At 63.9% G+C, this 26,135-nt stretch carries 20 protein-coding genes; 8 read left to right on the plus strand and 12 right to left on the minus strand.

The genetic code is table 11. The features are described 5' to 3' along the window. Window positions 1-87: 87 nt before the first annotated feature. From H1204_RS36515 to H1204_RS36535, 5 genes are all read right to left on the minus strand, one after another. Window positions 88-729 carry an ArsR family transcriptional regulator gene (locus H1204_RS36515; RefSeq protein ID WP_042309531.1) on the minus strand — a complete coding sequence of 214 codons (642 nt, stop codon included), beginning with the start codon at window positions 727-729 and terminating at the stop codon, window positions 88-90. Between the two features lie 209 nt (window positions 730-938). After that, entirely contained in the window at window positions 939-1,793 is an 855-nt protein-coding gene (locus tag H1204_RS36520; protein WP_180733574.1) for an IclR family transcriptional regulator, read from the minus strand. 111 nt (window positions 1,794-1,904) lie between these two features. After that, window positions 1,905-2,741, minus strand: a complete 837-nt coding sequence (locus H1204_RS36525) for a sugar phosphate isomerase/epimerase (RefSeq protein WP_180735164.1) — start codon at window positions 2,739-2,741, stop codon at window positions 1,905-1,907. Window positions 2,742-2,785: 44 nt separating this feature from the next. Next, the gene (locus H1204_RS36530; protein ID WP_180733575.1) at window positions 2,786-3,397 is read right to left on the minus strand and encodes an NIPSNAP family protein; all 612 of its coding nucleotides are present in this window, start codon (window positions 3,395-3,397) and stop codon (window positions 2,786-2,788) included. Then, a complete protein-coding gene (locus H1204_RS36535; protein ID WP_180733576.1) occupies window positions 3,394-5,139 on the minus strand; it encodes an FAD-dependent oxidoreductase in 1,746 nt (581 codons plus the stop codon). Before H1204_RS36535 ends, H1204_RS36530 begins: the two co-directional genes overlap by 4 nt. Before the next feature lie 104 nt (window positions 5,140-5,243). Here H1204_RS36535 and H1204_RS36540 point away from each other — a divergent pair, with 104 nt between their 5' ends. Then, complete coding sequence (locus H1204_RS36540) at window positions 5,244-6,152, plus strand: NAD(P)-dependent oxidoreductase (RefSeq protein ID WP_180733577.1); 909 nt, start codon at window positions 5,244-5,246, stop codon at window positions 6,150-6,152. A gap of 13 nt (window positions 6,153-6,165) precedes the next feature. Here the strand turns inward: H1204_RS36540 and H1204_RS36545 are convergent, their stop codons facing one another. Next, entirely contained in the window at window positions 6,166-7,203 is a 1,038-nt protein-coding gene (locus tag H1204_RS36545) for a Gfo/Idh/MocA family oxidoreductase (RefSeq protein ID WP_180733578.1), read from the minus strand. 172 nt (window positions 7,204-7,375) lie between these two features. On the opposite strand from H1204_RS36545, the gene H1204_RS36550 reads away from it, so the two are divergent. From H1204_RS36550 to H1204_RS36580, 7 genes are all read left to right on the plus strand, one after another. Continuing rightward, window positions 7,376-8,656, plus strand: a complete 1,281-nt coding sequence (locus H1204_RS36550; protein WP_180733579.1) for an ABC transporter substrate-binding protein — start codon at window positions 7,376-7,378, stop codon at window positions 8,654-8,656. Window positions 8,657-8,767: 111 nt separating this feature from the next. Continuing rightward, window positions 8,768-9,637 carry a branched-chain amino acid ABC transporter permease gene (locus H1204_RS36555; protein ID WP_180733580.1) on the plus strand — a complete coding sequence of 290 codons (870 nt, stop codon included), beginning with the start codon at window positions 8,768-8,770 and terminating at the stop codon, window positions 9,635-9,637. After that, entirely contained in the window at window positions 9,634-12,186 is a 2,553-nt protein-coding gene (locus H1204_RS36560; protein WP_180733581.1) for a branched-chain amino acid ABC transporter ATP-binding protein/permease, read from the plus strand. Before H1204_RS36555 ends, H1204_RS36560 begins: the two co-directional genes overlap by 4 nt. After that, window positions 12,183-13,025: a shikimate dehydrogenase gene (locus H1204_RS36565; protein ID WP_180733582.1), complete on the plus strand. Its 843-nt coding sequence runs from the start codon at window positions 12,183-12,185 to the stop codon at window positions 13,023-13,025. Before H1204_RS36560 ends, H1204_RS36565 begins: the two co-directional genes overlap by 4 nt. Further along, the gene (locus H1204_RS36570; protein ID WP_180733583.1) at window positions 13,022-13,771 is read left to right on the plus strand and encodes an SDR family NAD(P)-dependent oxidoreductase; all 750 of its coding nucleotides are present in this window, start codon (window positions 13,022-13,024) and stop codon (window positions 13,769-13,771) included. The genes H1204_RS36565 and H1204_RS36570 overlap by 4 nt, the downstream gene beginning before the upstream one ends. 65 nt (window positions 13,772-13,836) lie before the next feature. Then, complete coding sequence (locus tag H1204_RS36575) at window positions 13,837-15,054, plus strand: porin (protein WP_180733584.1); 1,218 nt, start codon at window positions 13,837-13,839, stop codon at window positions 15,052-15,054. Window positions 15,055-15,228: 174 nt separating this feature from the next. Next, window positions 15,229-17,001: an FAD-binding protein gene (locus H1204_RS36580; protein WP_180733585.1), complete on the plus strand. Its 1,773-nt coding sequence runs from the start codon at window positions 15,229-15,231 to the stop codon at window positions 16,999-17,001. Between the two features lie 47 nt (window positions 17,002-17,048). Here the strand turns inward: H1204_RS36580 and H1204_RS36585 are convergent, their stop codons facing one another. The 6 genes from H1204_RS36585 to H1204_RS36610 form a co-directional block, all read right to left on the minus strand. Beyond that, the gene (locus tag H1204_RS36585; protein WP_180733586.1) at window positions 17,049-18,206 is read right to left on the minus strand and encodes a hypothetical protein; all 1,158 of its coding nucleotides are present in this window, start codon (window positions 18,204-18,206) and stop codon (window positions 17,049-17,051) included. A 446-nt stretch (window positions 18,207-18,652) separates the two neighbouring features. Next, on the minus strand, window positions 18,653-19,465 hold the full coding sequence (locus H1204_RS36590) for a gamma-glutamylcyclotransferase family protein (RefSeq protein ID WP_180733587.1): 813 nt from the start codon (window positions 19,463-19,465) through the stop codon (window positions 18,653-18,655). Between the two features lie 186 nt (window positions 19,466-19,651). After that, window positions 19,652-22,237 carry a bifunctional aconitate hydratase 2/2-methylisocitrate dehydratase gene (gene acnB / locus H1204_RS36595; protein ID WP_180733588.1) on the minus strand — a complete coding sequence of 862 codons (2,586 nt, stop codon included), beginning with the start codon at window positions 22,235-22,237 and terminating at the stop codon, window positions 19,652-19,654. 210 nt (window positions 22,238-22,447) lie between these two features. Next, the gene (locus H1204_RS36600; RefSeq protein WP_180733589.1) at window positions 22,448-23,560 is read right to left on the minus strand and encodes a LacI family DNA-binding transcriptional regulator; all 1,113 of its coding nucleotides are present in this window, start codon (window positions 23,558-23,560) and stop codon (window positions 22,448-22,450) included. 93 nt (window positions 23,561-23,653) lie between these two features. After that, window positions 23,654-24,613 (minus strand): dihydrodipicolinate synthase family protein, encoded by a 960-nt coding sequence (locus tag H1204_RS36605; RefSeq protein WP_180733590.1) that lies wholly within the window; start codon window positions 24,611-24,613, stop codon window positions 23,654-23,656. 46 nt (window positions 24,614-24,659) lie between these two features. Further along, window positions 24,660-25,979 (minus strand): MFS transporter, encoded by a 1,320-nt coding sequence (locus H1204_RS36610; RefSeq protein ID WP_180733591.1) that lies wholly within the window; start codon window positions 25,977-25,979, stop codon window positions 24,660-24,662. Between the last annotated feature and the right edge of the window lie 156 nt (window positions 25,980-26,135).

A 26,135-nucleotide genomic window follows, 5' to 3' on the forward strand; every position in this document is an offset into this window, starting at 1 on the left:
GCGCATGATTCGGTGCGAGCGCGGGCATCAGGCGGGTGTGGTGATCAATGGCAAAGACGTGACGACTGATTGCAACGAGATGAGGCGCTACGCAAACGGCTTGAAGCGAAACCGGCAGGTATCGCTGCCGCGTTGCATGCAGGTTTGATGCTCGACCTCCGTTCCCATCAGACCCGACAGGAACCCGATATCGAAGCGGCAAACTTCAGGGTAATCCTTCGTGAGGTCGTGATAGACGCAATTCGTGCATTCCACCCGGGACAGCTTCGACGCGCCTTCCGGATCGATTTCCGAGGCGCGAAAGCCCGCTTCGTTCATGATCGCGACGGTCTCCGTAATCCGCTCGGAACGCGTCTTCCCCACCAGTCGCGGTATAAGGCTTGCCGAAGTTTTCATGCCCAGGTCGAACATGTACCGGTCGAGTCGCTCGGGACCCAGTTCGCTGCGAAGCGTGGACACCAGCAGGGCCGAAAACCATGAATACTGTTTAGGGAACTGGTTCGTCCCCTCCTGAGTCAGGATGTAGGTCTGAACCGGCCGCCCGCCGGTTTTTCGCGGCGAACCCTTCTGAATGAAATTGCGCCGCTCCAAAGCAATCAGATGCTGATTGACAGCGGTCCTGCTGATGCCGACCGCCGCGATGATTTCATCGACCGTCATACCGTTCTTGTGTTCGAGGAGCTGGTCCAGAATCCCTTGCCGGGTGCCGGACATCGGATCGGTAGCCATAACGTTGGAGGTCGGAATGAAGGGCGGCGCATAGCTTCAAACAAGAATACACCGCTCATCACCGCGATACCAATCGGGATTCATGTCAAAAGTTGCTCGAACAGATTGCGGTAACAGCCGTGTCAACACGGCCAACAGGCTGCCCCTTTCCGAAGGATCGCGAATGTATCTGGAACGGATCGGCGTGCTGTCGCGTGTGCCCCAGCCGCCTACACCTTGACCCCAACCCGAGCCCGCTTCTTCACCGCGGACGCCGACGCCGCTGGCGCCACCTCTGCGGGTGCGCGCTTGAAAAGCGGCGAACTGAGTGTCGCCGCGCCCATGTCCGCCGCCGCGCTCAACAGCGACGGCGCGAGTTCCTTCAGACGCGACTCCGGCAATCGGCTCGTCGGCCCCGCAAGACTCACGATGCCCACCACCTCGTCGGTGACGGGATTGCGCACGGGTGCGGCAATCGATGTCATGCCCGCCTCATACGTCTCGATCGCAATGCCGTAGCCGCGTTGCCGTGCGCCGTTCAAATCCTTGAGGAATTGCTGAATGGTCTTCGGCGCACGCGGCGCGTTCAGCGATTTCGGCCCAAGGCCGCCCTGTTTCGACACCAGTTCGATGGCACGTTCGTCGGTCAGTGTCGATAGCCACGCCTGTCCGCTCGCGGTGCAATGCAGCGGAGGCTGGCTGCCCATGTCCGGGTCGTAACGCAACCCCGACTTCGCGCCCTGCGCCTTGCCGACAAACGTAATGTGGTCGTCCTCGACCACGCCCAGGCGCGCCAGCTCACCCGAGCTTTCCGCAAGCCGGTCGAGCACCGGCTGCGAAATATCGGACACGCCGCTCGTCGACAGATAGATCAGCCCCAGCGACACCAGCTTCAGCGCGAGCATGTACTCGCCGTGGTCTTCGTCCTGACGCACGAAACCTTCGTCGATCAGCATCGACAGCAGACGATGCGTGCCGCTGCGCGGAATGTTCAGCGTGTCGGCGATGGCCGCGAGCGGCATGCGGCCGCCGTTCTTCGCCAGCAGTTCGAGCACTGCCAGCGCCCGCTCCAGATTGCCTGCCATAGTGCACTCTCATTTAAACTGTATCGTGCAAATGAGAACATGATTCCATAGTGGAATTCAAGCAGTTTCGCATGTCCTTCGCTGCGGGCGGCTAACAATCAGTGCCCGCGCTCACGTCGCTGTCGCGTAGGCCTGTTCGATCACCGCGCGCGTCGCCTCATGCAGGCGGCGCGCGCGATCGACGGCTCGGGTCGTCTGCGCCCACTGCTGCGTCGGTACTTCGACGCTCACGGGCAAGTGCTCGGGCAACGCGCGCAAGATGCCGCCGAGATCGAGACCGCCTTCGCCAGGAATCATCCGTTCGCAACGCGCCTGGAACAGCAAGGTATCGAGATCGGTGGGGCGCTCGGCGGGCGCATCGCAGAACTGCACGTAGCCGAAGTATTCGCGCGGCAGTGCACGCAATGCATCAAGCGAATCTGCCGCACGGTCGAAGTGAATCGGATCGATGATGAGGCCCGTGTTGCGCTTGCCGCTCGCTTCGACGATGCGCGCGCCCTGTGCGATGTTCTTCACGTCGGTCCACGGCATCGGCTCGAGCGAAGGCGTCAGGCCGAGTGGCGCCGCAATGTCGCACAGCTTGCCGAGCCGGTCGGCCATGCGCGCTTCGTCGGGATCGTTGCCTGCCACGAGCACATAGCGCGCGCCGAGTTCGGCGGCTGTTTCGAGCATCGGCTTGTACGACGCCACGTCCGTATCGGGCTTCAGCCGCACGATCTCGACATCGAGCACGCGCATGCCCGTGTCCTTCAACACCGCGAGCGTCTCGCGCTTGAGCGCCGTATCGCCGACGATTTCATGCCGCACTTCGTGATCGGTCGCAGGCAGCAGACGCAGACCGACGAAGTCGTAGCCTGCAGCAACCGCACATTGCACCATTTGCGGCGGCGTCAGTTCCAGCACGGTGAGCGCCGAAAGCGACAGCGCGCGCGCATGAGCCTGAGTCATCATGTCTCCTTTATCCAGTTCGTATCCTGAGTTGCTTGCACCGTTCAGCGCAGCGGCGAAAACGGCGCGGGCACGTAGATCGTCGACTCCATCGTCGTCAGATGCGCGGGTCCGCCCTTCGGCGGCCAGATGCCGTCCTTCACGGCTTCGGCACGAATGCGCGAGCGTTCGTCGACGCCCGCATACGACCAGATGTTCAGAAAGCGCGGCACGGTGCCGTCGAGCGAATACATCGCGCCGATCAGCGGCGAACGCTTCGTGCGCTCGGGCACGGCCTTTTCCCATGCGTCGATCGTATGCTGCAGGCTCGCGAGCTTCGTGCCATAGACGCGCATCTCGTAGATGCCGCCGTGCACGGCCGGTTCGATGGGCGGCAGAAACGGAAAGAGCGCGTAGCTCTCCACTTTCACGTCCTCGACGAACTCGCCGCAGCCGAACGGATTGCCTTCGAGCAGCAGACGCTTGCGCTCGTTGACGAGCGCCGCTTCCGACTCGAAGCCGCGCAGCACCATCACTTTGCCGAGCGCACCGATGTCCGAGTACCAGCAGCCGAGCAACGTCGAGCCGGGCTGATTGCCGCTCGCCTTGATGCTTTCGAACACCTGCGCGTTCGTGCCGATTTTTACCGTGAGCGTGACTGTGTCATAGAGGGTCATTGCGTGGTTCCTTGATGTGAGCTGGAAGAGCCGGTGCGCGTCGGGCGCTGCGCTGCACCAGCAAGAGAAAGTCCCGCGAGATAGCCGAATGTCATCGCCGGGCCGAGTGTGATGCCGCCGCTCGGATAGCAGCCGCCCATCATGCTCGCGCTGTCGTTGCCGACCGCGTAGAGGCCGGGAATAGCGTGGTCGTGGCGATCGAGCACGCGGGCGTTCGCATCGGTCGCGAGACCCGAGAACGTGCCGAGGCTGCCCGGCAGCAGCTTGACGGCATAGAACGGTCCGTTTTCGATCGGCGCGAGGCAGGGATTCGGCTCGTGTGTCAGATCGCCCTGTACGCGGTTGTACGGCGTCGAGCCTTTGTGAAACTGCGGATCGAAGCCGTCTTTCGCATACGTGTTGTACGTGGCAACCGTGTTCGCGAGACCCTGCGCATCGATGCCGCACACGGCGGCGAGTTCAGCGAGCGTCCCGCCTCGCTTCAGATAACCCGAACGCACATAAGTCGAAACCGCAAACGGAAACGGCTTCGAAAATCCGAGCCCATAGCGGCGCTGAAAACGGTGATCGCAAATCAGCCACGCACACACCTCTGCGCCACGCGGCGTCGTGCCCAGCAACGCGGACATGAAGTCGTGATACGACGATGCCTCGTTGACGAAGCGCTGTCCCGCGCGCGTGACGGCAATCACACCCGGCTTCGCGCGTTCGATCAGATGCGCGAACGCCACATCGCCGCCGCGTTGCGGCACGAGCGAAACGGGCGCCCAGGCTGCGGGCGCATCGAGCGCATCATTGAAGCGCCCGCCAATCGATTCTCCCAGGCGGATGCCGTCGCCCGTATTCGTGCGCGGCGCCGCTGACCAATGTTCGTTGCCCGAAGGCGTATAGGCAAACGTGCGCGCGCGCCGCGCGACATCGTGCGGAAAGCCGCCGCATGCGAGCACCACGCCGCGCGACGCACGCACTTCATGCACCACGCCATCGATTTCAACACGTGCGCCCGTAACGCGCGCGTCGTCGCGCAACAGCCCAATTGCCTTCGCACGCGTGTGCAGATCCACATTGCGATCTGCCGCCGACTTCAACAGGCGCGCCACCAGCGCATTCCCGTTGACAAGATGCATCGACCGTCCATGGCGCAGCTTTTGCCACGCGAACGCAGCCAGCCTCCGCGTGACGTAAAGCGCGGACTTCACGGAGCGGGTCGCGCGATAGAAGTGTGCGAGATCCTGCCCCGACGCCAGCGCCATGCCTTTGATCGTCATCACCGACAGTGGCTCGCGCAGCTTGTGGATCAACGGACCGAGTTCCCTGCCGTCGAACGGCATCGCGCACACTGAGCGGCCGCCCGTCGCCGCGCCGGGTGTCGTGTGGAAATCGGGAACGCGATTGCCGTCGACGAAGCGCATCGCCGTGTGCCGCTCGAAGAAATCGATCATCTCGGGGCCGCGCTCCAGCAATGCTTCCGCCTTGTCCGCATCGAACTGTGCGCCGAGTTCGCTCTTCAGGTACGTGCGCGGCGCATCGATGTCTTCGCAGATGCCCGCGCGCATCGCCAGCGGATTGCGCGGAATCCACATCCAGCCGCCCGACCATGCGGTCGTGCCGCCGAATACGTCTTCCTTTTCCGCAACGATCACGCGCAAGCCCTGCGCCGCCGCCGTCACGGCAGCCGACAACCCGCCCGCACCGGAGCCCAGCACCAGCACATCGCATTCCAGTATCGCTTCACGCTTCATCTTCGGCTCTGCTCTTCCAGAAACTATGGAACTAACTTTCTTTGTGGAATACTATTCCACAAATTGCGATCTTGCAAAGTTTTTGTGACGACGAGGAGAAGGGAATGCGAGTTCTGGTAACGGGTGGTAGCGGCTTTCTGGGCGGGTGGATCATGCGGCGGCTGCTTGCGCACCACATCGAATGTGTTGCGTTCGATCTGCAGGCGAAGCCGCAATTGCTGCATGCGCTGTCGCCGGAACAGGCGGACACGGTCCAATGGCGAACGGGCGATATCGCGCAAGCCGCCGACGTTGCGCGCGCGCTGGACGGCTGCGATGCCGTGATTCATCTCGCGGGCATCCTCACGCCCGATTGCGCCGCCAACCCGGTGCGCGGCGCGCAGATCAATCTGATCGGCACGCTGAACGTGTTCGATGCAGCACGCGCGGCGGGTTTGCAGCGCGTGCTCTATGCGAGCAGCGCCGGCGTGTTCGGCCCTGACGACGGCGCGACGCCGCATCCGCAAACCCACTACGGCGCATTCAAGCTCGCCTGCGAAGGCTCGGCGCGCGCGTACTGGAACGACCACGGGATCGCGAGCGTCGGCTTTCGCCCGCTGGTCGTCTATGGCGCAGGACGCGAGACGGGATCGAGCGCCGGTCCGAGCCTTGCGTGCCGGGCGGCCGCGCGCGACGAGCGCTACTCGATGCCGTTCACGGGTTCGACAGGTTTCGTGTACGCCGACGATGTCGCTGCCGCTTACGAGGCGGCGTTGCTGCGCGATGTGGAAGGCGCTCATGCGTTCACGCTCGCGGGAGAGATCGCTTCCGTGCAGACGGTGATCGACGGAATTGCGTCGATCGTGCCGGGCGCGCGCATCGATGCCGCTGGCGCCGCGCTGCCCATCGCGACTGCGTTTCCGCACGATCCCGCGCTGGAGCGCCTGTTGCCGGGCCTGCCGCAGACCTCGCTCGAAGCAGGTCTGCGGCAGACGGTAGCGTTCTATCGTCAGACGCAAGCCGCGCATCACTGACGATAACCCGACCTCAAAGCGCCGGCGCGACGGGCGCGCGCGCCGCCACGGCCCGATGCACCGCTAGCGTCGCGGCCAGCGTGCGCGCGGCGTCGTCGACCGAACACAGTGGCGCTTCCTCACGCGCGATCACAGCGGCGAAGTGGCGCAACTGCTCGTGATACGGATCGGCGCTGTGCGGCGTGCTGCGCTCGACGGTCAACGGTTCGTGCCACCCTTTGCGCGAGCGGTATTCCCACAAGTCGAGTTGCGGCAACGTCAGCGACGCATCGGTGCCGATCAGGAAATGCGTGTTCACCTGCTGGCGCGGATAGTGCGCCGCTTCGCCCGCCGCAAGGTCCCAGTTCCACGGCGCGGCCGCGCAGTCCGAAACGGCGAGTGTGCCGAGCGCGCCGCTAGCGAAGCGCAGCAACACGGCAGCCGTATCCTCGACCTCGAAACCTCGCACGGCATTCGACGACAGCGCCTGCACCTCGACGATGTCGCCAAGCAGAAATCGCATGATGTCGATGTCGTGGATCAGATTGATCAGCACGGGCCCACCACCCGCGCGCCGCCGCCATTCGACGCCGAAATAGGCGTCGGGCTTGTAGAACGTCGCGAGCGCGTTCGCGGTGACGGGCGTGCCCAGCCGCCCGGACACGACAATTTCCTTCGCGCGCCGCAGGATCGGATTGTGCCGCCGATGGTGCCCCACCAGCAGCGGCACATTCGCGTCACCGGCTGCGCGGCTCAACTGTTGCGCCGCTTCCACATCGTCGGCAACAGGCTTTTCGATCAGCGCGGGAATGCCGCGCGCGACGCACGCGAGCCCCACGTCGACATGCGTCGCATTCGGTGTCGCGACGATCGCGCCTTCGGGGCGTACTTCGTCGAGCATCGGCGTGTAGTCGGCAAACCAGCGCAGCCCTTCCTGACGCGCGAATTCACGCGCGGCAGGCGACGGGTCCGCAATTGCGACCACTTCGGCCTGCGGGTGCAGCCGCGCCCGTTCCACGTGCATCCGTCCGATTGCGCCCGCGCCGATCACCGCCAAACGTCTCCTTGCCATTTCCTTCCTCTCCTCAGGTTGAACACAGGGTCATTCAAGAGCTTCCAGGTGAATACCCGGATTTTATGAAATACGCTTTGATTGTTGAATACTATTCCAATTCAAACTACAGTTCATCAAAAGTTTCAGTCATCGAAAGTTTGCGAACGGATACGGACAGGAGCGGAGAGACATGAAGGACGAAACCAATCAACCCATCAACCATGAAACGCAAAGCACTGGCATGACGCGGCGCGCATGGCTCGCCACGGCGGGCAAGACGCTCGCGAGCGGCGCGGCCGTGCTGGCGGCGCCCGCGATCGTGCGCGCGCAAGGCGAGCAACCGCTCAAGCTGGGCCTGTTGATGGCGAAGCAAGGCGTGTGGACCGAGCAGGGCGAGGTGATCGCGAACGGCGTGAAAATGGCGCTCGACGATGCGAACAACCAGGCGCGCGGCCGCCGCGTGGATCTGGTCTGGTACGACGAGCCGAATCCCCAGTCGGCGCAGCAGAACATGCAGAAGCTGATCGAGCAGGACAAGGTCATCGCTGTGATCGGCGGGACGAATAGCGGCACGTCGCTGGCGATGTCTTCCGTTGCGGCCCGCACGAAGACACCCTATATCGCGCCGAACGCCGCCGCGCGCGAACTGACGGGCAGCAGCTGCAACCCGTACACGTTCCGCGTGCTCAGCCCGACGCCCGTCACGTGCCGCGCGCTCGCGCCGTCGTTGCTCGCGATCGGCAAGAAGTGGCACTTCCTCGTCGCGAACTACGCGTATGGGCAGGATATCCAGCGCTCGATGTCCGAACTGCTGAAGCAGTCGGGCGGCACGATCGCGGGCGCGGATGTGACGCCGCTCAACACCACCGACTTCAGTTCGTTCATCCTGAAGATCCGCCAGTCGAAGCCCGATGTCGTGCTGCTCGGCCTGCCCGGCGGCGATCTCTCGACCTTCCTCAAGCAGTACGCGGAAATGGGCATGAAGGACAAGATTCCCGTTGCCTGTCCCATCATTGGCGATTCCGATCTTTGGTCGATCAACGTGGAGGCGGCGACCGGCTACTACGGCAAGCCGTGGCACTACAGTTCGCCTGGCCATTCGGCCGAAGAACTAGCGTTCATCAAAAAGTACACGGCGAAATACGGCAAGCCGCCCGCCGACAAGGCGTGGATCGGCTGGTTCACGACGCGCGCGCTGCTCGCCGGCGTCAACCAGGCGAAGAGCACGTCCGGGCCGGACATCGTGCAGAGCCTGGAGACCGTGCAGTTCGGCGACAGCAGCGGGCCTGCCTATTTCCGCCCGTGGGATCACCAGATGTTGCGCCGCTGGACCGTCTTCAAGGTGAAGGACCACATCACCGACAAATGGGACTGGCTCAACCAGGTATCGGCCGTACCGCAGAACCCTGCCGAACTCGACAGCCTTTACGGCACGAAACAGGAAATCGGTTGCACGATGGCTGCGCGGTAACGCGCGGCGAACCTTGTTGCGGCGTCGGCGGGCCGTTGCGTGAAACTCATGCAGCGGCCCGGTCCGTTCCGCATTTTCCTGCGGTTATCTGCATTCAGCTGGAGTACAGGCATGGAAGAAATGGTGTTGTCCCAGATCGCCAATGGGTTGGTGCTGGGCTTTCTCTACGTGTTGCTCGCGATCGGTCTGTCGATCATCTGCGGGCTGCTTGGCATCGTCAACTTCGCGCACGGCGCGCTGTTCGCGCTTGGCGCGTACTTCGCGATCGCGCTGTCGACGCAGTTCGGCTGGGCCGCGGTGATCGTCGCGCCCGTCCTCGTCGCACTCGCGGGCATGCTGATCGAAGTAATTTTCATCCGGCGGCTTTACGGCAAGGAACCCTTGCTCGGACTGATCGTGACGTTCGCCCTGTCGCTGCTGCTGACGGCGCTGATCCGCCTGGTGTGGGGCGCGGGCGGCCTGCCGTTCAGTCCGCCTGCGGCGCTCAGCGGCTTTCTCGTCTACGGGCCGCTGCTCATCACGAAGTATCGACTGTTCGTGCTCGCCGCGACGGTCGCGATTCTGCTCGCGCTGTGGTGGTTCATGAAGTTCACGCCCTATGGGCGCATCTTGCGCGCGGGCAGCCGCGACCCCGAGATGGTGGGCCTGTTAGGCATCAATCTGCCGCGCGTGCTGACGGGCGCGTTTGGTCTCGGCGCATTGCTCGCGGGTGCAGCGGGCGTGCTCGCCGCACCACTGCTGACCGTCACGCCCAGCATGGCGACGGCAGCCGTGATGCCTGCGTTCGTGATCGTGACGATCGGCGGTCTGGGCTCGTTTGCGGGCGCCGTCGTCGCGGGTCTGCTGGTCGGCGTGGTGACTGCCCTCGCCGTGCAGTTCTTTCCGGAAGGGTCGTCGGTGGCGATGTATGTCCTGATGGCACTCGTTCTGCTCGTGCGTCCGCGCGGGCTGTTCGGCGAACGCTGGGAGCGCTTCGAATGAATGTCAAACTGTTGACCCGGCACCCCGTCGCGCTGCTGACCACGTGCCTCATCGTCGTTTCGATCGCATTGACCGCGACCGGCACGCCGCTGGAACGCGCGACGCAGATCGCCATCTACACGCTCTACGGAATGGGCGTGAATCTCCTCGTCGCGTATACGGGCCTCGTGCCGTTCGGCGCCTCGGTGTTCTTCGGCACGTCGACGTATCTGGTCGCGATCTCGCTGCAACGTCTGATCGGCAACGAAATCGTTGCGCTGGCTGCGAGCGTGGTCGTCACGGCGGCGATGGCCGCATTGATCGGCGCGATCGTGCTCAAGCGGCGCGGGCTGTATTTTTCGCTGCTCACGCTCGCCTGCTCGCAGATCGCGTTCGAAATCGCGTTCAAGTGGACCGACGTGACAGGCGGCGAGAACGGCCTGCAAAACGTGCCACGCCCGACCTTCGCGACGACCACTAGCTTTCATGTGTTCGCGTGCGTCACGGTGATCGCCGTTGCGTATGGCCTGTGGCGTCTCGTCCACGCACCATTCGGGCGCGCGTTGCAGGCGCTGCGCGACAACGAGCAGCGTGCCGCAAGCCTCGGCTATGACACGTACCGCCTGAAGCTATACGCATTCGTGATCTCCGCCGCCGTGATCGGTTACGCGGGCGGGTTGCTGTGCCTGATGCTGCAAGGCGCCTACGCGAACAACCTCAGCTGGGAGCACGCAGGCGACAGCTTGCTGATGACCGTGCTAGGCGGCGTGCACCAGTTTCTCGGGCCGCTGTGGGGCGCGATTGCGTTCATCCTGCTCGAAGACAAACTGAGCAGCCTCACCGAACACTGGTGGCTGATGTTCGCGCCGATCATCATTGCGTTCGCGTTCTTCTCGCCCGAAGGCATCCAAGGTCTTGCACAACGGCTGCTGCGCCGGCCGCGCTGGACGCTCGTGCGCGACACCATTCCCGCCCGCCCCGAAGTGATCGCGCCGTACCGCGCGAGCCGCATCGACATGAATCCGGACGCGCCGATTCTCAGCGTGCGCGGACTGTCGAAGCAATTTGGCTCGCTCGTGACGGCCGACAAGATCGACCTCGACGTGTACCCGTATCAGCTGCACAGCTTCATCGGGCCGAATGGCGCGGGCAAGACGACCTTCTTCAACATGCTGACGGGCGTGCTGCCGCCATCGTCGGGCACGATCACGTTCGACGGCAGGGACGTGACGCGGCTGGCGATGTTCCGTCGCGTGCGGCTCGGCATGAGCCGCTCGTTCCAGATTCTCAGCGTGTTCCGCAACCTCACCGTGTTCGAGAACGTGCGCGTCGCCGTGCAGGCCGCGCAGCGCGAACGGCTCGGCTTGTGGCGCGACGCGCATACGCTCGATATGCAGAACGCGCGCGCCTGGTCGCTGCTCGCAGCCGTCGGTCTGGTCGAGCGCGCGGCGGCATCGTGCGAGAGCCTCTCGCATGGCGAACAGCGCCTGCTCGAAATCGCGTTGTCGCTCGCGACGCAGGCCCGCCTGCTGCTGCTCGACGAACCGCTCGCGGGCCTGGCCGAAGCGGATCGTGCAAACGTCGCGCGCATCGTTCGGGAACTCGCGAATCATCACGCCGTGCTGTTGATCGAGCATGACATCGACCGCGTGCTGACGATCTCCGATCGCGTCAGCGTGCTGCATCGCGGCCATCTGATCGCTGACGGTTCGCCTGCCGACGTCGCGGCGCATCCTGAAGTGATCGAAGCGTACATGGGGCACGCAAAGGGCCAGCGCCCCGTCGATGCGCGTCTCGCCGAACGCGTCGCGCAAAAGCGCGACACACCGGCGAGCCGGCGTGCGCTTCTGCAACTGCAAAACGTAAAGGCGGGCTACGCGGGCAACACGATTCTCGACGGCATCGACCTCACGTTGCATGAAGGCGAAGTGATCGCGATTCTCGGACGCAACGGTGTCGGCAAGACGACCGCGCTGCGTGCGGCAACGGGCGTCGCGCAGATCAGCGCCGGCACCATCACGTTCGACGGACACGACATCACGTCACGGCCGATGCACGAGATCAACCGGCTCGGTCTCGCGATGGTCCCCGAAGGCCGCCGCCTGTTTCCGAATCTGACCGTCTACGAAAACTTGCGGCTCGCCGCGCGCAAGGGCGGCGCGAGCGTCGACGAGATCTACGCGCTCTTTCCGCGGCTCGCGAACCGCAAGGACGTACGCGCCGAACATCTTTCGGGTGGCGAGCGGCAGATGGTGGCCATCGCGCGTGCGTTGATGGCGCCCGCCAAAGCGATCCTGCTCGACGAACCGTTCGAAGGTCTTGCGCCTGCCGTCGTGCAGGAAGTGCTCGACGCCGTCGTCAAGCTGCGCGAGCGGGCAAGCGTCGTTATCGTTGAACATCAGGCCGATATGGTGCTGCCCATCGCGGACCGCGTCTACGTGCTCGTCAACGGCCGCGTCGCTTATGAAAACACGGCTGACGCGCTGGCTCAGGACAGCGCGACGCAGGCCAAACTGCTCGGCATCGTGCATGACGATGCCCGTTCTACTCTGGAGGTGAAAACAGCATGACCCAAACGACTGCAACGAACGTCGCCGTATCGCTCGACGAGGGACTCAGCGGCGCGACGCGCGTGTATTTCATCGTCGGCGATCCCATTGCGCAGGTGCGTTCGCCCAAAGGCGTGACAGCGGCAATGCGCGAAGCAGGACGCGACGCGCTCGTGGTCCCCGCGCATGTCGCACCGAACGACCTCGCAGCGTTCTTCGCTGGCGTCGCGCCGATGCGCAATGTCGACGGCGTGATCATCACCGTGCCGCACAAGTTCAGCGCCGCCGGCTTCTGTACGAGTCTGTCCGATGAGGCCGCGTTCCTCGGCGCGGTGAACACGCTGCGGCGCACGGCCGATGGTGGCTGGCATGGCGGTATGTTCGACGGCACGGGCTTCGTCGCCGCGCTCGAAGATGCAGGTTGCAATCTGCAAGGCAAGCGCGCGCTGCTGATCGGCGCAGGTGGCGCGGGCTCGGCCATCGGCCATGCGCTCGTCAGCGCGGGCGTCGCTGCTCTCGGCGTGCGCGACAACGATACGGCGCGCACCCAATCGCTCGTGACCCGTCTTGCCGCGATGCAACGCGGCGCCGTGCACGTGGCGGCGGCCGATGTCGAAGCTGAGTCCTTCGATGTCGTCGTCAACGCATCGCCGATGGGCATGCGCGCCGATGATCCGTTGCCCATCGACGTATCGCGCCTGCCCGCTTCCACCTTTGTCGGCGACGTCGTCACGAAGCCGCCGCTCACGCCGTTCATCGAAGCGGCACGCGCACGCGGCTGCAAGACCGTGACGGGCACGCAGATGTTCGCGCGCGTGTGCGACCGCATGGTCGAATTTCTGCTCGACGCACAAGCATGAGCGCGGCGCAGCGAGTCGCCGTCGTCACGGGCGGCGCGGGCGGGATCGGCCGCGCGATTGCGGCGCGGCTGCAACGCGACGGCATGCGCGTCGCACTGTGGGACCTCGATGCGCGTGCGGCGCGTGAAGCCGCCGACACGCTTTCTAACGGCAAAGACGGCGCGGCCATCGGCATACACGCGGACGTGACGGACGAAGCCTCCGTCGCAGCCGCGCTCAAGACGACGCTCGAACGCTTCGGCGCGCTGCATGTGCTGATCAACAGCGCGGGCACGACAGGCCCGATCTCGACTGTCGCCGACAGCGCGCTCGACGCATGGCAGCGCTGCATCGACGTCAATCTTCGCAGCGTGTTCCTGTGTTCGCGCGCCGCCGTCAAACCCATGCTCGACGCGAGCTTTGGCCGCATCGTCAATCTCGCGTCGATAGCGGGAAAGGAAGGCAACCCGTCGATGTCCGCGTATTCGGCGGCCAAAGCCGGCGTGATCGCGTTCACGAAGTCGATGGGCAAGGAACTGGCGCTAACGCCCGTGCGTGTGAACTGCATCGCGCCTGCCGTGATCGAGACGCCTCTGCTGCAACAGATGACGGCCGATGCGCTCGCCGCGAGTCTCGCAAAGATTCCCATGCAACGCGCCGGAACGGCCGACGAAGTCGCGAACCTGGCCGCGTGGCTGGCATCGGGCGAATGCTCGTTTTCGACGGGCGCGACCTTCGATTTGTCGGGCGGACGCGCGACTTATTGACGTCACTTATTGACGTCTGTTCGAACACAACCCCATCACTACAAGAGCAAGGAGAAGGACAGGAGATGAAGCGCAGCAAAGAACTCAAACAACTGGCGGTCAGCGCGGCCGTGTTTGCCGCAATGCCCGCATTTGCGCAAAGCAGCGTGACCTTGTATGGCGTCGTGGATACGGGCATCGCGTATCAGAACAGCCAGACGACGCTCGGCTCGACGGCAAATGGCCATTCCGCAGTCAAGATGGTGACGGGTGTGTGGGCGGGCAGCCGCTTCGGCCTGAAAGGCGCGGAGGACCTGGGCGGCGGCACGAAGGCGATCTTCACGCTCGAGTCGGGTCTCAATTCGACAACGGGCGCGCAACAGTACACCAATGCGATGTTCGGCCGGCAATCGTGGGTCGGATTCACCAATCCCGCCTACGGGTCGCTGACGTTCGGACGGCAGTACGCGTCCTACTATCAGTTGCTTTCGCCGTATAGCCCGACCAACTGGCTAACTGGCTTCTTCGGCGCGCACCCTGGCGATATCGACGGGCTCGACACGATCTACCGCGCGAACAATACGATCGAATACACGTCGCCCAAACTCTACGGCTTCACATTCAGCGGTTCCTATTCGCTGGGTGGCGTTTCGGGCAGCCTCAACAGCGGCTCGACATGGGCTGGCGCGATCCAGTATGCGAACGGGCCGATCGGTCTTGCAGTCGGCTTCTCGCGCATCAACAACTCGACGACCGGCGGCGGCGCGTTCGGCGCGGATTCCACCACCTCGAACAACGGCGCGCAAGCGGGTGTGTCCGCGTTGACGAACGGCTACCAGACCGCGCAGGCGCAACAGCGCTTTGCCGTGGGCGGCAGCTACACGTTCAACAGCGCGTGGGACGTGTCGGCCACCTATTCGAACGTGCAATACATTCCGGGCATCGGTTCGAAGTTCACCGACACCGCGATCTTCAACACGGGTGGCATCGTGCTGCACTGGAAGCCGGCTGTGACGTGGGACTTTGGCGCGGGGTACAGCTTTACGCGCGCAACGAAGGCCAATGGCATCACGAGCGCCGCGCAGTACCAGCAGTTCAATCTGTCCCAGTACTACGCGTTGTCCAAGCGCACCGGCTTCTATGCACTGGAGGCGTACCAGCATGCGAACGGCAAGACGCTGGGGACGGCGGGCGCAGGGCAGATCATCGACGCGACGGCCACGCTCGGCGACGGCTTCAACTCCACGCCCTCTTCCACCCGCAATCAGTTTGCAGCCGGCGTCGGCATCGTGCATCGGTTCTGACGGACGGCACCGGGCCTGATGATGCTGAATCGAGTTCCAGATTTACTTACTGGAATATGATTCTATTTTTGTATACACTGGAACTTTATTCCATTTTCTTCGACAAGCTCGCATGACGCCGGGTCGCCCAGGAAACACGGAAAACGCAGCAAGGCATCAGAGGAGACAGTGAACATGAATTCTGGCAGCAGCATCCATTGGGACGAAGAAGTCGATGTGCTCGTGTTCGGCGCGGGCGCGGCGGGCATGACAACCGCGTTGATCGCGCAGCATGAGGGCCTGGACGTTCTCTTGTGCGAAAAGACGGACGCGGTCGGCGGCATCACGTCGACGTCGGGCGGCACGACCTGGGTGCCGGGCACGCAACTGAGCGTCGATGCGGGCGTGCCCGACAGCGTCGACGACGCGCGCCGGTTTCTGCAATCGGTGGTCGGCGAACGCGGCGGCGACGAAGCCCGCGAGGCCTTCCTGCAAAGCGGTCCGCTCGCCATCGACGAATTGCAGCGCATCAGCGACGTCCAGTTCGTCGCGGCGGCCGCGCATCCGGACTATGTGACGGGGCCGGGCGCGGCATTCGGTGGCCGCGCGCTGGCGCCCTTGCCTTTCGACGCCCGCGTGCTGAACAAGGATTTCGCGCGCGTGCGCCCGCCGCGCAAGGAATTCATGGGCCTTGGCGGGATGATGGTCAATCGCAGCGACCTTGGCGCGCTGCTCAGTCCGTTCGGATCGTTCAGCAATTTCAGGCGCACCGTCGAAGTGGTCGGCCGTTATGTAATCGACCGCATGCGTTTTCCGCGCGGCACGCAACTCGTGATGGGCAACGCGCTCGCCGCCCGGCTCTTCTACAGCCTGCGCAAGCGCGGCGTGGCAGTGCGCTTCGAAACGCCGCTCGTCGAACTGGTTCGCGAGCAAGGTCGCGTGACGGGCGCCGTAGTCGGTGCGCCTAGCGGCAAGCAGCGGCGCATTGGCGCGCGTCGCGGTGTCGTGCTCGCCACAGGTGGTGTCACGCGGCATCCGGCGCTGCGCAAACAGTTGTTTCCGACTGCCGCCCAACCGCTGTCGTTGTCTCCCGACACCCACACGGGCGACGGCGTCAGTCGCGCGCTCGCCGTCGATGCGCGGCTCGAAAACGGCGGCGACAGCCCCGGGCTCTGGATGCCCTGCTCGATCCGCCGTTCGCCCGGCGGCGACGATAGCGTGTGGCCGCATATCATCCTCGATCGCGCGAAGCCGGGGCTCATCGCGGTGAACAGCCGGGGCGAGCGGTTCGTCAACGAATCCAACTCCTATCACGACTTCGTGATGGGCATGCTGCGCGACGACGGCCATGGCCCGAGCGTGCCGGCGCATCTGATCGTCGATGCAGACTTTATCCGCGACTATGGTCTGGGCCTGCTGATGCCGGGGCGAAGCCGAGCGCGCATTGCGGAGTTCGAGCGCGCCGGGTATCTGGTCAAAGGCGACTCGCTGGCCGCGCTGGCGGCGAAGTTGAACGTGGACGCGGCGGGGCTTGCGCGCACTGTCGAGACCTACAACCGCGATGCCGCATCGGGCAACGACCCCGCGTTCGGCCGTGGTTCCAGCCCGATGAGCCGGTTCAATGGCGACGCGGCGCAGAAGCCTAATCCATGCATCCGTCCGTTGGGCAAAGGTCCGTATTACGCCGTGACCGTGTGGCCTGCCGACCTCGCTTGCAGCGCAGGACTGAGCGGCACTGCGAACGGCGAACTGCTCGATGCGAACGGCAACGTGATACCTGGACTCTTCGCGTGCGGCAACGATCTCGCTTCGATCTTTCGCGGCACGTATCCTGGACCCGGCACGACGTTAGGTCCGGCAATCGTGTTCGGATGGCGCGTTGCGAAGTACATCGCGGGTAAGCTGGATGACACCGCTTCGAATAGCCGGACGCGCGTGGATGCCTGCGTGGGAGCGGCACACCGATGAACGCGCGGGTGACGCCACAAGCAAGCATCACCCTTGCGTCGGCGCAATCAATGCTGGCCGTAGTCGAGCGTCGCCGGATCGGTCCTCCCGAAGCTGAGATAGAAGGGATTCACCAGCCCCGTTCGCGGGTCAACGAGGGTCGAATAGCCCAGCGTAAACAGGTTGTAGCGTCTCACCTCGCCGTACTGCGGCGCGTTGCCGGGATCGGGGTCGTTCGTCACCGGCACGTAAAGCGCCCCGTCCGGCCCGAATACGAGCGATAGCGCAATGGCGCGCGGGTGGTGCCGATCCAGATCGATGCGCTCGAAATGCTCACGGTCGAATGCGTACCAGCGATGGCCGTCCCTGTGCGTTGCATGCGGGATGATCAGGATCTTGTCTGAATCCCATCCCTCATATTTCACAGGGTCCTGGCGAAGGCTCGTCACGTAGAGATCGCCATCGCGCCCGAATGCGAGCCCTTCTGGCCGTTGCAGATCGTTCGAGTTCTTGCTGCATTCGATGGAATTGGATATCAGCACGTCCACGAAAGCGAGGCGCCGCGGATCGAATCGCACAACACCGCCGCCACATGGGTCCGGCAGGTTGCGCAACGTCACGTATAGCAGACCATCCGGTCCGAGCACGATGCCGCGCGGATGAAACTGCGGCCCGGTCGTGCCCGGATGATCGATATTCGGGTCGAGATTCTTCACGAACTCTGCCTTGTGCCCGTCGATCCTGAACGCGAGGAGCGCGCCCGTCGGTCCGGGCGTGTCGCCGAGGTCGGCGATGAACAGAAAGCGCCCTGCTCTGCCCATGTCGACCAGCACGATGCCGCGCGGCGCATAGGGGGCGTGCTTATCGTCACGCGAGACGAGCGGCGCGATGAAATGGCCGTCGCCGGCGTCATAGCGAAAAATCTCGCCGTTGAAGGGCTGGCCGATATTCTGATTCGACACCAGCACTTCATTCCAGCGCTGGTCGAAGATGATGCCCGTCGGTCCGCGCAGCCCGCCGCTGCCCGGCGAGATCGATCGGTCGGGCAGATACTGACCGGTTCGTGCGTCATAGAAGCGTACGTCGTTGGCAGATGAAGCGGGATCGGTGACGGCAAGCACGTCGGAAAAGCGGCCTGTGCGCGCGTCGTCGGCCAACGCTTGCGGTGCCATGGCGACCTGCGCCGCCATCAATAGCCCAAGACCGGATGCGAAAATATTGTTCATGGCTATTCCTCGGTATGACTAACTAATTATGAAGTCAATACATCAAGGTGTTGAAAAGACAGATAGACAGCTAACCGGCCGTAAGCGGTTATTGAATCGCACGAAACTCGCGCGAATAATTCGGGCAAAAACGCCCTCACCCGGCGTATTGACGACGGTGCAATGCGAGAAATTCAACGGGTGTGCGGCGCCGTTATATTGACTTCACGATTGGACGCAACCTTCACGACTGCATCATCAGGTTATTGTCATGGTTTTCGTGGGTTGCCGTAATCGCGCCGTAACTCTATTGATAGCGCAGATAGCTTAGGAAACAAGGGGATTTCTTCACGGTCTGCGGCCTTTTTCGGAAACACGAAAGGTCGGTGAAGTTGCGGCGATATTATTCGCGATAGCGTAGCGTTCGACTCACCGATCTCCTGGGCGGCGTAGTGAAAGCGCGCTGCCTAGCGAGCGTGCGCCTCACGAAGGCACACATCGCCTTTGCGTTTGGCGATAGCGGCGCTCGCGGCAGCATAGTCTTCGGAAAACGCTCGCTGCGCGAAGCAGGGCGCCGACGACGCGAGCAGCGCATCGACCTTCGCGAACTGCTTGTCGAACACCCAGGGCCGGCGTGCGAGCGTGCGGTCGTTGAGCCAGTAGGGACTCCAGTCCCGGGTCGTCTCGATGATCTCGCGCGCGAATTCCGGCCCGTACTCGAGCCCGCCCTCGATCACGACATCGATATACGACTCGACGAGCGGAAACCTGGCGTCTGGAACCGGAAGCCCTTCGCCCGGCGCCTTGCCTTCGGCTTTCGGCACGTAGACCCAGACAGTTCCCTGTGCCGGCAGCGGCTGCCACGATACGGCCTCGATGAGCGCGCGCGGCACCTCGACGCGCACATATCCCTTCTCGCGCTCATCGAACGCGGACATGTCGTTGCCGGCAACGGGATAGATCACGCCGTTGATTGTCATCGGCGCCTCACCCTCGGACGGACGCCGCAGGCCGAGTGCCGTGAAGCCGGTTCGCGCGCGGTCGTTCCAGCTACGCACATAGCCGAACGCCGCCGCAACGCGCACCGGAATCGCCGCAACCGGTTTGCCGGCCGTGTCGTTGCGCGATGGGGTGTTGATGAGTGAGCCGTAGCCGAAGATGAACTGCGTCGGCGGATCGGGAAGACGTGTTCCCCAGAAGCCGGTAGTCTGTGCGTGCGCCGCCGAGCTAACGAGCGCCAGTGCGACAACAAATCCTCGAATCCTGGCCATCGCCGACATTGTCAGATCTCCGTCAACTGCGTTGACGCAGATGATCGCTCATGCCAGACCGCCCGGCAACTGCGCGCGCCGGGATGGCGCGCGCAGTCGACTAGCCATCAAAAAAAATGGCGCCACAGGCATTCAGCCTGCGGCGCCATTGTGTGGCGCTACGACGAGAGCAACACGCCGTAGCCCGATACGCGCTTACATCTGCACCGTGTCGGCGACTTCCTTGAAGTCCTCGATCTGGTCGAAGTTCATGTACTGATAGATCTTGTCGCCATTGGCGTTGAGCACGCCCATGTCGGCCATGTACTCCTCTTTGCTCGGGATCTTGCCCAGGCGCGAGCAGATTGCCGCCAGTTCCGCCGAGCCGAGATACACGTTCGTGTTCTTGCCGAGGCGGTTCGGGAAGTTACGCGTCGAAGTCGACATAACCGTCGCGCCTTCGCGCACTTGTGCCTGGTTGCCCATGCACAGCGAGCAGCCAGGCATTTCAGTACGCGCGCCGGCCGTGCCGAAGACGCCATAGTGGCCTTCCTCGGTCAACTGCTTCTGGTCCATCTTGGTCGGCGGCGCCACCCACAGCTTCACGGGGATGTCGCGCTTGCCTTCCAGCAGCTTCGAAGCGGCACGGAAGTGGCCGATGTTGGTCATGCACGAGCCGATGAACACTTCGTCGATCTTGGCACCCGCCACGTCCGACAGCGTCTTCACGTCGTCGGGATCATTTGGGCAAGCCACGATCGGCTCGTGGATGTCGGCCAGGTCGATCTCGATGACGGCTGCGTACTCGGCGTCGGCATCCGGCGACAGCAGTTGCGGGTCGGCCAGCCACTGTTCCATCGCCTTGATACGGCGCTGCAGGCTGCGCGGGTCCTGGTAGCCTTCGGCAATCATCCACTTCAGCAGCGTGATGTTGCTGTTGAGGTATTCGATGATCGGTTCCTTGTTCAGGTGGACCGAGCAACCGGCGGCCGAGCGCTCAGCAGAAGCATCCGACAGTTCGAACGCTTGCTCGACCTTCAGATCGGGCAGGCCTTCGATTTCGAGAATGCGGCCGGAGAAAATGTTCTTCTTGCCCTGCTTGGCAACCGTCAGCATGCCTTGCTTGATCGCGTACAGCGGAATGGCGTTGACGAGGTCACGCAGGGTCACGCCCGGCTGCATCTTGCCCTTGAAGCGGACCAGCACCGATTCCGGCATGTCCAGCGGCATCGTGCCCGTAGCGGCCGCAAAGGCGACCAGGCCCGAACCGGCCGGGAAGCTGATGCCGATCGGGAAGCGGGTGTGCGAGTCGCCGCCCGTGCCCACCGTGTCGGGCAACAGCATGCGGTTCAACCACGAGTGGATCACGCCATCGCCCGGGCGCAGCGCGATGCCGCCACGGTTGCTGATGAAGTTCGGCAGCGTCTGATGGGTCTTCACGTCCACCGGCTTCGGATACGCAGCCGTGTGGCAGAACGACTGCATGACGAGATCTGCTGAGAAGCCCAGGCACGCCAGGTCTTTCAGTTCGTCGCGCGTCATTGGGCCGGTGGTGTCCTGCGAGCCGACCGAGGTCATGCGCGGTTCGCAGTACGTGCCCGGGCGGACGCCCTGGCCTTCCGGCAGGCCGCAGGCGCGGCCAACCATCTTCTGTGCCAGCGAGAAGCCCTTGCCGCTGTCGGCCGGTTGCTGCGGCAGGCGGAACAGCGTGGACGGAGCCAGGCCCAGCGCTTCACGCGCCTTCGCGGTAAGACCGCGACCGATGATCAGCGGAATGCGGCCACCGGCGCGCACTTCGTCGAACAGCACGTCGGACTTGACCTGAAACTCGGCGATCACTTCGCCGTTCTTCAGCGCCTTGCCTTCGTAGGGACGCAGTTCGACCACGTCGCCCATTTCCATCTTCGACACGTCGAGTTCGATCGGCAGGGCGCCGGCATCTTCCATCGTGTTGTAGAAGATCGGAGCGATCTTGCTGCCAAGGCACACGCCGCCAAAACGCTTGTTCGGGATGAAGGGGATGTCTTCACCCGTGAACCACAGCACCGAGTTCGTAGCCGACTTGCGCGAGGAGCCGGTGCCGACCACGTCGCCCACGTACGCGACCAGGTGGCCCTTTTCCTTCAGCGACTCGATGAACTTGACGGGACCACGCTTGCCGTCTTCTTCCGGCGTGATGCCGGGACGGGCGTTCTTCAGCATCGCCAGCGCGTGCAGCGGGATGTCCGGGCGGGTGGTGGCGTCCGGGGCCGGCGACAGGTCGTCGGTGTTGGTTTCGCCCGTCACCTTGAACACGGTGATGGTCAGACTTTGCGGCACTTCCGGACGGCTGGTGAACCACTCGGCGTCGGCCCAGCTTTGCATCACAGCGCGGGCGTTGGCGTTGCCCTTGTCGGCCAGTTCCTTGACGTCGTGGAACTGGTCGAACATCAGGAGGGTTTTCTTCAGCGCTTCAGCGGCGGCGGCGCCCACTTCCGCGTCGGACAGCAGCTCGATCAGCGGCTGGATGTTGTAGCCGCCCAGCATCGTGCCGAGCAGTTCGGTGGCGCGGGCGCGCGAGATCAGCGCGCAGGCGGTCTCGCCTTTGGCCACGGCGGCCAGGAAGCCCGCCTTCACGCGCGCGGCTTCGTCCACGCCTGCGGGCACGCGGTTGGTGATCAGGTCGAGCAGGGTCTGCTCTTCGCCGGCGGGCGGGTTTGTCAGCAGTTCCACCAGCTCGGCGGTCTGCTGAGCCGTCAGCGGCAGGGGAGGAATGCCGAGCGCGGCGCGCGCGGCTACATGAGCACGAAAGTTTTCAAGCATGGGAGACCTGCTGGTATTGCGTTTCAGGGGAGGACTTGTCAGGCACGTCGAAGCTGCTCCGGGCACTGCTTTGATCGCGATTTTAATTGCAATACCCTACGAGGTCAAATGTCTTATGTCTTATATAAGAGTTGAGAAACAGAAACATCCAGGATTGCGGACATTCAACCGGCCGTTCCAGGAAGCGGCGCTTCGGATGCGGACGCGCTATCAGGATCGCCGCGAAACCGGGCTCGGGCATGCCCCCGTCGACTCGCGAACCTGTAATTGCGCACGCACCTCATGTCCATGCTGAACCCGCTTGCCGTCGAGTGCGTCGAGCAGGTGTTGCGCCGCAAGTCTGCCAATTTCGGCGGTGTCGACCCGCATGGTCGTGAGTGCGGGGCGCATCTCTTTCGCGATCGCGAGATCGTCGAAGCCCGTGACGGACAATTCGCCCGGAATGGCGATCCCCAGATCCTCCGCCTCACGCAGCACGCCCAACGCAATGTGGTCGTTGCCGCAGATGATCGCGGTCGGGTGCTCGCCTGCCGATTGCCAGATCGAGCGCAAGCTGCGCCGCCCGAATCCGATCGTCGATTCGCCTTCGAACATGTGCTCCGGCCTGACGGCGAGGCCGTGTCGTTCGAGCGCCGAGCGAATGCCCGCGACGCGCGCCTGGACCCGGTCGTTGTCGCGAGTCGGCTGGACGCAGACTGCGAACGAGCGGTGGCCGAGGCCAATCAGATGTTCGGTTATTTCAACGTAAGCCGCGTGATTGTCGAAGCCGATGCAGTCGTGCGGGCTGCCCTCGCGATACGCATACGTGACGGCATAAGGCACCCGATACAGCCGCAATGCATCGAACAGTTCGGCCGGATGCGCCTCACCAACGATAGCCATCGCCTCGACGCCGCGCGCGAGCATCGCGCGCACCTGCACGATGGCCTGCGCGGGGTCGTAGTTCGAGCAGCCGAGCACGAGCGTGATGCCGCGCGCCGCGAACGCCGCCTGCATGCCGCTCACCTGCGAGGCGAACACCTGATCGTCAAGGGTCGGAATGATGATGCCGGCGATATGGCTGCGCGTCGACGCGAGCGCGCGTCCCGCCGCATTCGGAAACCAGTTGAGCGTGAGCGCGGCGTGCTCGACGCGCTCACGCACGTTGGCCGAGACTTTGTCCGGCTCGTTGTAAACGCGCGACACGGTCGCCGTCGATACCCCCGCGAGTTTCGCGACATCCGAGAGCACCGTGCGGCCTGTATTGCGGCGGGCGCGGCTCGTTGGCGTGCGGGCCTGGGCCGTGTCGGCAGCGGGCGCGGGAGAATCAGGGGAGCGAGGCATCGGATCAGGCAGTGACAGTTGGACGAAGGCGGACGCGGCAAGCGCCGTCATCATACCGTCGCGGCGTTTCGCCGGGCGCGCGCACGCTTGTGCTCATGCGGGCGCGCCGAGCGCGGCGATGCGCGAGCGGAAATGCTCGGTGCCGGCGACGATCTTGTCGAGCACCGCATCGAGCGCCCAGAAGCGCTCGCGAACGTCGTAGTCGATCACGCGGCAGCGAATCGATTCGAACGTGCCGATGCGCTGATGGTAAATCTTCGCGAGCGCCGGATAGCCAAGCGCTTCCGAAACGGCGGCGAGAACGAGAAACGTCGACAGTTCCTCCGCGAGTGCCGGGTCCTGCGCTGCATCGTTGCGCAGCCACTTGTACAGGTCCGGGTGAAAGTTCGTGAACACGCCGTTGAAGCCTGCCGAGCCGGCCTTCATCGCGTCCCACGCGATCGCCGCGTTGGCGTTCAGGATCTTCAGCGGCGAACCCTGCGCTATCGCGACGCGCCGCTTGACGGTCTGCAGATCGCAACTCACGTCCTTCAGCATGATGAAGCGGCCCGTGTCGATGCACATCTTCAGTTCATCGTCGGAGAGAAGCCGCCGGTACGGCGCCGGGCACTCGTAGAGGCCGAGCGGAATGTCGGACGGCAGGCGCTTGAGAAGTCGCTTGAGATTGGCCGTGAAGACCTCCGTTCCCTCGTGCTTCGGATCGAGCCGGTTCGTCACGAGCACGATGCCTTGCGCGCCCGTCGATGCCGCGACGCCGAGCTCTTCCGCCTGCGCATCGGGGTCGTCGCTGATGTGACCGGAGACCACGATGGGAATGCGGCCCGCCACCTTCTCGACGACGAACCGGCCGAGTTCACCGCGCTCGGCGAGGCTCAGGAACTGCATCTCGCTCGACTGCGCGACGGCAAAGAGCGCGTCCGAGCCGTGCGCGATGTACCACTCGATCAGACGTTCGAGGCCGGCATAGTCGATCGCGCCGGAAGCGTCGAACGGTGTCAGCATCACGGGAACGATGCCTTCGATTGAAGTGGCGGAATGCGTGGCGCTCGTCATGGTTATCTCTCTGAATGGGTTGGATGGAGCCCTGCGTGCGATCTCGTCACGCCTGCGCTCGAATGGCTTCGACGTGGGCTGGCTTATCCTCGATCGGCTTGCGTACGAGCAGCACATAGCTCATCGCACCGACGAACGCGATACCTGCCGCTGTCAGCAGCGCGGGCACGAAGGACCAGTTCTGCGCGATGTAGCCCGTCAGGATGGGAGCAAGGGCGCCGCCCAGGAATCCGCCGAAATTCTGGATCGCGCCGAGCGAGCCGACGCGGTTGGGCGGCGCGGCGGCCGTCGCCAGCGCCCAGGAACTGGCTGAAGCGGCGTTGGCCAGGAAGATCACCACCGAGATGCACGCAATCGCAATCGTATTGCTCTCGACGAGCGCCGCCGGAATCGTGAACGCGACCATGCCAAGCATCGCGATTACCACCGCGTTGCGACGGCTCCCGACGGGATTCGTGCTGCGGCTCGTCATGAGATCCGAGAACCACCCGGCCGTGAGCGAGCCAAGAAAGCCGCAGAAGAAGGGAATCGATGCCGCGACGCCCGTATGCATCAGGCTCATGTGGCGTTCCATCGTCAGGTAGCCCGGCAGCCACGTCAGGTACACCCAGTTGAGGTAGACCGAACCGAAAAAGCCGATCAGCATGCCCCACGTGGTGCCATGCGAAAACAGCGAACGCCACTCGGCGAAGGTGACCGACGGCGCGGGCTTGTGATCTGCCTCGTCACCTTCGAGATAACCGCACTCTTCTTCCGTCATCGTGGCCTTCGCGGGATCGCGATACACGGCAAGCCATACGACCGCCACGATCAGGCCAACGACGCCCGTCACGATGAACGCCCAGCGCCAGTGGAAATTCACCACGAGGATTGACAGGCAGAGCGGCGCGAGCGCTGTGCCGAGCGGGGACGCCGAGTTGAAGATGCCCGTCGGCTTGCCGCGGGCGCGCAGTGGAAACCAGTTGCTGACGACGCGCGCCGCCGACGGAAACTGTGGCGCCTCGCCGATGCCGAGCACGATCCGCGCAAGGATGAACCAGCCGAAGGTCGAGACGAAGCCGCCGGCGGCCTGCGCGAGCGACCAGACGATCAGGCCGATGCCGAGCAGCTTGCGCGGCCCGACGCGATCGACAAGACCGCCCACCGGCAACTGAAATAGCGCATAGCTCCACGAGAACGCGGAGAGCAGCAGCCCCATCTCACCCAGCGACAAGCCGAGGTCATGTCGGATCAGCGGATTGGCGACGGCGAGCGTGCCACGGTCCAGATAGTTGACGATGCCGCTGACCATCAACAGCGTGAGCGCCACGATCTGGGCCCGGCGGATTTTCGGTGGGGCCTGCTCGTGGCCAGAGGTTGCGCTCATGATCGTTGTCTCCGCTTCATGTGTCCGATTGAGTTGCGTCGAGCCGCGCCGATACGCTGTCGGGCAGCATGGAATTGCGCGTCCACTTCGGCGCGCGTGGGATAGAGGTCTGCGCGGCACGGCGCATTGCACTGAGCGCTCGATCCGGTTTCCCAT

This window comes from Paraburkholderia sp. PGU19, assembly GCF_013426915.1.
In the GTDB taxonomy this organism is placed as follows: Bacteria; Pseudomonadota; Gammaproteobacteria; order Burkholderiales; family Burkholderiaceae; genus Paraburkholderia.